At 68.5% G+C, this 8,397-nt stretch carries 11 protein-coding genes; 4 read left to right on the top strand and 7 right to left on the bottom strand.

The window, feature by feature from the left end; all coding sequences use genetic code 11:
* The coding region (locus L978_RS16845) for a helix-turn-helix domain-containing protein (RefSeq protein ID WP_156118314.1) at nucleotides 1-298 on the top strand (298 nt) is incomplete at its 5' end.
* Here the strand turns inward: L978_RS16845 and L978_RS16840 are convergent.
* The 5 genes from L978_RS16840 to L978_RS16820 form a co-directional block, all read right to left on the bottom strand.
* A complete protein-coding gene (locus L978_RS16840) occupies nucleotides 274-672 on the bottom strand; it encodes a VOC family protein (RefSeq protein ID WP_047524445.1) in 399 nt (132 codons plus the stop codon). The genes L978_RS16845 and L978_RS16840 overlap by 25 nt on opposite strands.
* 71 nt (nucleotides 673-743) lie before the next feature.
* Complete coding sequence (locus L978_RS16835; protein WP_047524444.1) at nucleotides 744-1,832, bottom strand: alkene reductase; 1,089 nt, start codon at nucleotides 1,830-1,832, stop codon at nucleotides 744-746.
* Between the two features lie 37 nt (nucleotides 1,833-1,869).
* Complete coding sequence (locus L978_RS16830) at nucleotides 1,870-2,367, bottom strand: MarR family winged helix-turn-helix transcriptional regulator (RefSeq protein ID WP_047524443.1); 498 nt, start codon at nucleotides 2,365-2,367, stop codon at nucleotides 1,870-1,872.
* 54 nt (nucleotides 2,368-2,421) lie between these two features.
* Complete coding sequence (locus tag L978_RS16825; protein WP_047524442.1) at nucleotides 2,422-2,877, bottom strand: MarR family winged helix-turn-helix transcriptional regulator; 456 nt, start codon at nucleotides 2,875-2,877, stop codon at nucleotides 2,422-2,424.
* Between the two features lies 1 nt (nucleotide 2,878).
* Nucleotides 2,879-4,591 (bottom strand): MDR family MFS transporter, encoded by a 1,713-nt coding sequence (locus tag L978_RS16820; RefSeq protein WP_156118313.1) that lies wholly within the window; start codon nucleotides 4,589-4,591, stop codon nucleotides 2,879-2,881.
* A 106-nt stretch (nucleotides 4,592-4,697) separates the two neighbouring features.
* On the opposite strand from L978_RS16820, the gene L978_RS16815 reads away from it, so the two are divergent.
* Complete coding sequence (locus tag L978_RS16815) at nucleotides 4,698-5,453, top strand: methyltransferase domain-containing protein (protein WP_047524441.1); 756 nt, start codon at nucleotides 4,698-4,700, stop codon at nucleotides 5,451-5,453.
* A 72-nt stretch (nucleotides 5,454-5,525) separates the two neighbouring features.
* Nucleotides 5,526-6,416: an alpha/beta fold hydrolase gene (locus L978_RS16810; protein WP_047524440.1), complete on the top strand. Its 891-nt coding sequence runs from the start codon at nucleotides 5,526-5,528 to the stop codon at nucleotides 6,414-6,416.
* Nucleotide 6,417: 1 nt separating this feature from the next.
* Here L978_RS16810 and L978_RS16805 read toward each other — a convergent pair whose 3' ends face one another.
* Nucleotides 6,418-7,179 (bottom strand): glycosyltransferase family 2 protein, encoded by a 762-nt coding sequence (locus L978_RS16805; RefSeq protein ID WP_047524439.1) that lies wholly within the window; start codon nucleotides 7,177-7,179, stop codon nucleotides 6,418-6,420.
* 86 nt (nucleotides 7,180-7,265) lie between these two features.
* On the opposite strand from L978_RS16805, the gene L978_RS16800 reads away from it, so the two are divergent.
* On the top strand, nucleotides 7,266-8,000 hold the full coding sequence (locus tag L978_RS16800; protein ID WP_047524438.1) for a GDSL-type esterase/lipase family protein: 735 nt from the start codon (nucleotides 7,266-7,268) through the stop codon (nucleotides 7,998-8,000).
* Here L978_RS16800 and L978_RS16795 read toward each other — a convergent pair.
* Nucleotides 7,969-8,340, bottom strand: a complete 372-nt coding sequence (locus L978_RS16795; RefSeq protein ID WP_047524437.1) for a hypothetical protein — start codon at nucleotides 8,338-8,340, stop codon at nucleotides 7,969-7,971. The two genes, L978_RS16800 and L978_RS16795, sit on opposite strands and share 32 nt — an antisense overlap.
* Nucleotides 8,341-8,397: the final 57 nt, after the last annotated feature.

Raw genomic sequence — 8,397 nt, 5'->3', positions numbered from 1 at the left:
CTGGTCCGCCGACGTGCATCGTTCCGCGGCGACCGGCGAGTCGGCGGCCCGCGCAGCCGCGGCGCACGGGACCTCGGAGCGCTCCTTCCGGAGGAGGATGCTGTCGACGTTCGGCTACGGGTACGCCACCCTGGTGCGCCTCGAACGTTCCCGCCGTGCACAGGCGCTGCTGCGGCGAGGAGCCCCCCTCGTCACCGCTGCCGCGGAGGCCGGTTTCGCCGACCAGCCTCATCTCTCGCGCGAGTTCCGACGGCTGGTCGGCGTCAGTCCGGGTCAGTTCGCGGCAAGCTCCGCATAGAGGTCGACCGAGTTCCCGTCAGGATCGAGCAGCGTGGCGTAGCGCTGACCCCAATGTGCGTCCCACGGCTCGACGTGCGCCGTGTGCCCTGCGCTCACGAGAGCAGCGAAAGCCGCGTCGACCCCCGCTGCCGACCCCTTGTCGAAGGCGAGGGCGATGCGGTGCCCACCGGTCGCCGGCACGAACCCGGGGTCGAAACCACGGATCGTCTCGATCGTGTCCCAGGCCAGGACCACGCCGTCGTCGAGCTTGGCGTCGACGTGCGGGGCATCGTCCTGCCCCGCCGCGATGTCGACGCCCAGGGCGCGGTAGAAGGCGAGCGAGGCCGCCATGTCGTGGGTCACGATGCCGATGAAGCCGAGTCTCAATGTCATGGACCCCACGCTACGGCCGGCCCACCGACCTGGTCGTGAACAGAACGGCCACCCTCCCACGGATGAGCAGGTCACGCTCCGACGCGCACCGACTCCAGCGACGGGTAGTCGGTGTATCCCTCCGCTGTCCGGCCGTAGAACAGCGCGGGGCGGGGTTCGTTGAGCTCGGAGTCCTGACGCCAGCGCTCGATCAGGTCGGGGTTGGCGATCACCGGACGCCCGGCAGCGACCGCATCGGCGATGCCGTCGGCGACGAGTGCCTCTGCGGCGTCCCGCGTCGTCTCGATCGCGAAGCCGGTGTTGACGATCAGCGGGGCGCCCGCCGTGCGGCGGATGTGCTGCACGAGCTCGCCGGCAGGATCGGCGTTGAGCACGTCGATGAAGGCGAGGCCGAGCGGCGCGAGCCCGTCGGCGACGGCCGTGTAGGTCGCGTGTACGTCGGCGTCGTCCTCTTCCAGCACACCCTGGATGTTGTGCTGCGGCGAGAGACGGATGCCGGTGCGATCGGCTCCGACGGCGGCAGCGACGGCCGACACGACCTCGATCGCGAAGCGTGCCCGGTTCTCGGGAGACCCGCCGTACGAGTCGTCGCGGACGTTCGACACGGGCGAGAGGAACTCGTGCACCAGGTAGCCGTTGGCACCGTGCACCTCGACGCCGTCGAAGCCGGCGGCGATCGCGTTGCGTGCGGCCTGAGCGAACTGCTCGACGACCTCGGGGATCTCCTCCAGCGTGAGGGCGTGGGCGATGGGCAGATCGGCCTTGCCTTCGGGCGTGTGGGTCTGTCCCGGTGCGGCGAGCGCGCTCGGAGCGACGACCCGGGGCTCCCCCGAGATCGCGGGGTGACCGACACGACCGCCGTGCATGAGCTGCATCACGATCGTTCCTCCCTCGGCGTGGACCGCCGCTGTGATCGACTTCCACGCCTCGATCTGTGCGGGCGTGACGATGCCCGGCTGCCCGGAGTAGGACTTGCCTTCAAGAGCCGGCCAGACACCTTCGGAGATGATCAGTCCCTGCCCTGCGCGCTGCCGGTAGTACTCCGCCATCGTCGCGGTCGGCACACCGTCGTCATCGGCACGCGTGCGGGTGAGTGGCGCCATGACGACGCGATTGGTCAGCGGGAGGGCGCCAAAGCGGGCCGGTTCGTAGAGATTCACAGTGGGAGGTAAGGCCCGGAGCGCTCCCCGTATTCCCTCAGTTCCCGCCGAGCGCCGCGAGCAGGTCGGCGAAATGGTCGAGGTCGGCTGCCGTCCACCTGCGCAGCCGCTCCCCCATGCGCCCCTCGTACTGCGACCGCGCGAGCGCGACCCGCTCCTGCGCGAGGTCGGTGGCCACGAGGACGCGCGCCCGGCCGTCCTCCGGATCCGGGATGCTCTCGACGAGTCCCAGCTGTTCGAGCTGGCGCACCTGGCGGCTCACGGCCGACTTGTCGGTCTGCAGGCGTTCGATGATCGCCCCTGCCGAGGTCGCCTTGCCCGTCGCGATGGAGGTGAGCACCTGGTAGCCGAGGGGCTGCAGGTCGGGGTGCACGGTAGCCGCGGCCTCACGCCAGCTCACCCGGATCCGTGCGAAGAGACGCCCGAGTTCCTGTTCGACCCGGGTGATGGCGTGATCGATCTCCGCATCCCCCAGCAGTTCCGCGTCGGCGTCGGATTCGGGGGGCTCGGCGGGGGCGTCGGAGGAGGCGCTCATGCTCGCCAGTGTACGGCGAAGCCCCGCTGTCGATCGTGACAGCGGGGCTTCGTCTCACACTTCTGCGAGCAGCCGGAAGACCTTGGACGCGGCGCGGATCTCCTCGGGGGTGAGCTCATCGATCACGGCTTGGAGGCGGGAGCCGTACTCGCGGCGGACCTCCGCGAGCGCCGCACCCGCACCGGCCGTGACCGTCAGCACCCGGAGTCGTCCGTCGCGCTCATCCGGTCGTGACTCCAGAAGCGCCAGTTCCTCCAGCATCCGCACCTGGCGACTGATGACCGATTTATCCATCTCGAACCGGTCTGCGAGCTCGTGCGCGTTGGCGGTACCCGCTCGATCGATGAACGTCAGCAGCTTGTAGCCGGCGACCTGCAGCTCGGGGTGGACCCGAGCGGCAGATTCCTTCCACAGCGACCTGGTCCGCGCGAAGATGAGGTTCAGATGCGCTTGCAGGTCGCCGAGCGCACTGTCGACATCCGTCGAGGCGACCGCTCCCGGGGACGACATGTCAGCGCTCCTGGTCCCGATCTTCGCGTTCGAGCACTCCCACCGAACCGGTCTTCGGAGTCGCGGACTCCCCGCCGTCGATCCGGATGGCTCCGGTCGAGAGCAAGGCGCCGACCTCGGCCTCGGAGACCTCGATCACCGACTCCTCCGCCTGCTCGAGCATCTGCTCCGCGGCGTTCTTCGTCGACAGCGGCTTGTTCTTGATGAACGCGATGGCGATGATGGCGATCACGGCAAGCGGAATCGCGACGATGAAGGCGTCGGCGATGCCGTGACCGTAGGCGCTCTCGACGATCGAGCGGATCGTGTCCGGCAGCTGCCCGACCTTCGGGACGTCACCCGAGGCGAGGTGCTTCAGGGCGTCGACCTCTTCCTGCGAGGTCGGCGTGAAGCCGGAGAGCCCGTCCGTGACGTACGTGCCGACGCTGGTGGACAGGAGCGACCCCATCACGGTCACGCCGATGGTGCCCGCGATCGTGCGGAAGAAGTTCACGTTCGACGAGGCGGCCCCCAGCTGCTGCGGGGCGGTGTCGTTCTGCACGATGAGCGTGAGGTTCTGCATGACCATGCCGAGTCCGGCACCGAGGACGAACATGTACACGGCGACCAGCGGGAACGGGGTGTCGTAGCGCAGCGTGGACATCAGGCTGACGCCCACGGTCGCGAGGACCGAACCGGTCAGCATCCAGCCCTTCCACTTGCCGAACCGGCTCACGAGTTGACCGATGATGATCGACGCGCCCATCTGACCGATGATCATCGGGATGGTCATGAGACCCGACTCGGTGGGCGTGGCGCCCCGAGCGAGCTGGAAGTACTGCGCGAGGAACACCGAGGTGGCGAACATCGAGACGCCGATCGCGATCGACGCGATGACCGACAGGGTGAAGGTGCGATTGCGGAACAGCGACATCGGCACGATCGGTTCCTTGACGAAGAACTCGACCGTGATGAATGCGGCGATGGCGACGCCGGCCGTGACGGCGAGCATGATGCTGGTCGAGGAGTCCCAGTCGAACTGGTTGCCGCCCATCGAGACCCAGATGAGCAGGGTCGAGACACCGACCGCGAGCAGCACGATGCCGAAGTAGTCGATCGACACCTTCGAGTCGCGCTGCGGCTTGGGCAGGTGCAGGGTGAACTGCAGCAGCACGAGGGCCAGGATCGCGAAGGGCACGCCGACGAAGAAGTTGGAGCGCCAGCCCCACACGTCGGTGAGGAGTCCGCCGAGCAGCGGGCCGCCGATGGTGCCGAGGGCCATGATGCCACCGACGACGCCCATGTACTTGCCGCGCTCACGCGGGGAGATGATGAGAGCCACCGCGATCATGACCAGCGACATCAAGCCGCCGACGCCGATTCCCTGGACGACGCGGACAGCGATGAGCATGTTCGTGTCGGTCGAGAAGCCGGCGATCACGGTGCCGACGGTGAAGAGGATGAGGGAGATCTGGACGAGCACCTTGCGGTCGACCAGGTCAGCCAGCTTGCCCCAGATCGGGGTCGAGACCGCGGTCGCCAGCAGGCTCGCCGTGATCACCCAGGTGTACTGCGACTGCGTGCCGCCGAGGTCGGCGATGATGACCGGCATCGAGGTCGACACGACCGTGCCGGAGAGGACGGCGACGAACATGCCGACGACGAGCCCGGAGATCGCGGTGAAGACTTCGCGTGCCGAGCGTGTCTCGGATACTGCGGATGGGGTGTGTGCCAAGGGGAAATGCTCCTGCGTAGAAAGTTGATCGAGGTCAACCATACGCCTTTAGTTGCCAAAGTGCAACTAAAGGCTCCGGTGGGGTGGCCGCTGAGAGAATCGATCCATGACCGATTCCTTCGAGGCACTGATCGAAGCCGGAAGGACCGCCGACGTGACCGGATGGGACTTCGGCTGGCTGGACGGAAGAGCCACCGAGGAGAGGCCTCCGTGGGGCTACGCCCGCCTCCTGTCCGAGCGCCTCGGCGGTGCGTCCGCGTCGCTCGACATCCAGACCGGCGGCGGGGAGGTTCTCGCCGAGGCCGCGGCCTTCCCGCCCGCCGCCGTGGCGACCGAGTCCTGGCCACCGAACGTGCGTCGCGCGACGCGGCTCCTGCATCCCCGTGGTGTGGTGGTCGTCGCAGACCCCGACGAGCCGCCACTACCGTTCGGCGATGAAGCCTTCGACCTCGTCACCAGCAGGCATCCGGCGACGATCTGGTGGTCGGAGATCGCGCGGGTGCTGACGCCGGGCGGAACCTACTTCGCGCAACACGTCGGGCCAGCGAGCGCGTTCGAGCTGATCGAGTTCTTCCTGGGCCCCCAGCCGGAAGCGCGCCGCGGACGCCACCCCGACGACGAGGCCGACGCCGCACGGGCTGCGGGGCTCGAGGTCATCGATCTGCGAACCGCGAGGCTTCGCATCGAGATCCACGACGTCGCCGCGGCGGTCTACCTGCTCCGCAAGGTGATCTGGTGGGTGCCCGGGTTCACGGTCGAGAACAGTCTCGACCGACTCCGTGACCTGCACGACCGGATCCAGGCCGACGGACCGTTCGTCGCGCATTCGACCCGTCACCTGATCGAGGCCCGACGCCCGTAGCAGCCACGTCGTTCGGTCGATCCGCGGCGCGCGCTCCGTCCGCGCACCGGAGCGCGGGAGTACCGTGTCAGCGTGTCGACGGATTCGCGAAGTGAGCGGGCAGCCGGATCCGCCGCCGCGCTCGATGCCGCGATCGGTGACATCGATTGGACGATTCCGCCCGCCGGCTCAGTGAGGTCATGGTTCTCGGCGCCGAGCGGTGAGCTGGCCGTCGTGTCGCTCGGTGATCCGACGCATCCTCGTGCGGTCCTGGTGCCGGGTGCGACGGGATCCAAAGAGGATTTCGCGCTGATGCTGCCGCTTCTGGCACAGGCCGGATACTTCGTGCAGTCCTTCGACCTCGCCGGCCAGTACGAATCGCATGCCGCCGGCGCGGACCGGGCCTACACGTACGACCTGTTCATCGACGACCTCGTCGCGTTCCTCGAGGCAGGTGCCCCGGCCCATCTGCTGGGCTATTCGTTCGCGGGCACGATCGCGCAGTCCGTGGCGATCCGCCGTCCTGAGCTCGTCCTCTCGCTCGCCCTTCTCACGACTCCCCCGGGCGCCGGCAACGTCTTCGCCACCATGAAGTGGTTGGGTCCGATCGCCCCGATCGCGAGCCCGCGGCGCGGTGCCGGCCTGATGATCTGGGGCATCGTGACGAACAAGAACCGCGTGCCACCCCGGCGGCTCGAGTTCGTGCGCTCCCGGTTCGCCCTCACACGGAGGCGCAGCGTCGACGAGATCATCGGGCTGATGATGGCGACGCCCGACCTGCGCAGCAGCGTGCGCGCACTCCCGGTACCCAAACTCGTGGTCGCCGGCGCACACGACCTGTGGCCGCTGGCCGCCCACCAGAGGTTCGCCCGCGACATCGATGCCGATATCCGTGCTTATGCGACAGGGCACAGCCCGAGCGAGACCACTCCGCACCAGCTGGCGGCGGATCTGCTCGACCTGTACGCTCGCGCCCGCGGCTGACTCACCGGCCGCGCGCCGACGACTCCTCCCGCCGCCGGGCCTGCCGTCGCCGATACAGCGGCTCCTGCGGCAGATGCAGCCACACGGTCGGAAGCACGTAGCTCAGCCGACGTCGAAGCGAAGCCCAGTCCTGGAACGGCCGCGCCGAGACCTCGACGACGAGACGACGATCACGCAGCACGGTCATCCCGGGTCGGATGTGGAACGACAGGTCGAAGTCGTCGTGGATGTTCTGCGGCTCGCGGTGCACCTCACCGCTCAGGATCCGCCAGGTCTCGGCCCGCATGGCCATGTTGGAACCGAAGAGGGGCGCGTGTCCGAGCAACGGAGTGAGGGCGGCGTACATGCCACCGATGTAGAGACGTTCTCCTACCCAGTGCACGAGCGGCGTCGAGCCGTAGAAGCGCGGGTCGCCTGTGACGAAGTCGAGGTCGTCGCGTTCGCGGAACGTCCGCTCGATCCGCTCGATCCAGTCCGGTCCGGGGCGGGAATCAGCGTCCAGGCGCGCGATGATGTCGCACGACGCCGCGTCATAGCCGGCCGACGAGGCGCGAGGGATCCCCTGCACGGGTTCCGACACGACGCGCGCTCCGTGCCGTTCGGCGACCGCAACGGTGTCATCCGTACTGCCGTTGTCGACGACGATGACCTCATCGGCTCTGCGCGTCTGCCGCGCCAGGGCGCGGAGACACTGTTCCAGGAGGAAGGCGTCGTTGCGCACCGGGATGACGACGGAGACGGAACGAGGGAACACGGTCGTCATCGCTCTCCTGTTCTGCACGTCTCAGCACTCAGTGACAGTCTCCCCTCCTTCCCCCGCAGGTGCGGGGATTGAGAGAGGATGGACGGATGATCCGTCCCGCGCTGTCCGACGCGCGCCGGAGGATCCTCACGGCCGCTGCGAGCGTCGCCCTCCTGGCAGGCACCATCGCTGTGATGTATCGAAGGATCATGTATCCGCCGATCCCCCGCCCCAGAGAAGACCGGATCCGAGTCGCAGCCGTCGGCGACAGCAACACCTACGGCGCGGGCGTGCTGTTCCGAGGCCGGGCGCGGCGCGCGTACCCCGGCCGCCTCCAGCAGATCCTCGGCGACCGGTATCAGGTGCTCAACTACGGCGTGAACCGGCGCACCCTGCAACGCGACGGCGACTGGCCGTACGACGAGAGTCCGCACGCCGCAGCATCACTCGAGTCCCAGCCCGACATCGTGCTCATCATGCTCGGCTCGAACGACGCGCGTGGCGACAACTGGAATCCGGAACGATACGCGTCGGAGCTGGCCGACTTCGCCGAACGCTACCGCGCACGGGGAGCGACCGTGTTCCTCCTGACGCCGCCCGTCGCCTTCGAGAACCGCCGCGGCGTCGATGAGCGGATCATCGCGAGCGAGGTCGCCCCGCTGGTGCGACGCGTGGCGAGCGACCTCCACATCGACCTGATCGACGTCTTCGAGGTCACCGCCCGGACCGTGACGAGCCACCGCGACGGCATCCACCTCGGCGCCCGCTCCAGCGCGCTCGTCGCCGCCACGGTCGCCGGCGCGATCCGGCTCAGCCGCAGAACGCCGACGCCGACTCCTTGAGCTGCTCGACCGCTTCGATGGTCTCGGGTGCCCGCAGATCGGTCATCCCGCTGATCTTCTCGGCACCGGAGCGGATGGCATCGCCCAGCGCCCCGTCGACACCGTCCGCGAGCCCGTCGAGCGACGCGACCAGCTGATCCCGCGCCGCATCCGCCTGCTCCGCCGACACCTCGCCCTGCTCGAGCAGCGCCTGGTACTGACCGTAGGCATCGTCGATCGTCGCGCACGTCGCCTGCACGTCGACGCCGAGAGCATCACCGGCCAGCTGCGTGACCTGCGAGCATCCGGCGACGAGGAATCCGGCAGCGAGCACGAGGGGCAGAACGAGGAGACGGCGCATGTCACCGAGGGTAGCCGGGGATGCTGGGGCGGGCATGGGAGCCAGCTTGCGGCAGCG

Origin of the sequence: Microbacterium sp. ZOR0019, assembly GCF_000800925.1 — a bacterium.
GTDB lineage: Bacteria > Actinomycetota > Actinomycetes > Actinomycetales > Microbacteriaceae > Microbacterium > Microbacterium aurugineum.
The sequence above is the reverse complement of the archived record's forward strand: the minus strand, read 5'-3'. Positions and strand labels throughout refer to the sequence as shown.

What these genes read in the sequence shown, in the direction of transcription:
- L978_RS16800 (WP_047524438.1), top strand. Translation starts at nt 7,266, where the DNA reads ATGATCCGTCCCGCGCTGTCCGACGCGCGCCGGAGGATCCTCACGGCC.
- L978_RS16825 (WP_047524442.1), bottom strand. Translation starts at nt 2,877, where the DNA reads ATGTCGTCCCCGGGAGCGGTCGCCTCGACGGATGTCGACAGTGCGCTC.
- L978_RS16795 (WP_047524437.1), bottom strand. Translation starts at nt 8,340, where the DNA reads ATGCGCCGTCTCCTCGTTCTGCCCCTCGTGCTCGCTGCCGGATTCCTC.
- L978_RS16840 (WP_047524445.1), bottom strand. Translation starts at nt 672, where the DNA reads ATGACATTGAGACTCGGCTTCATCGGCATCGTGACCCACGACATGGCG.
- L978_RS16805 (WP_047524439.1), bottom strand. Translation starts at nt 7,179, where the DNA reads ATGACGACCGTGTTCCCTCGTTCCGTCTCCGTCGTCATCCCGGTGCGC.
- L978_RS16815 (WP_047524441.1), top strand. Translation starts at nt 4,698, where the DNA reads ATGACCGATTCCTTCGAGGCACTGATCGAAGCCGGAAGGACCGCCGAC.
- L978_RS16830 (WP_047524443.1), bottom strand. Translation starts at nt 2,367, where the DNA reads ATGAGCGCCTCCTCCGACGCCCCCGCCGAGCCCCCCGAATCCGACGCC.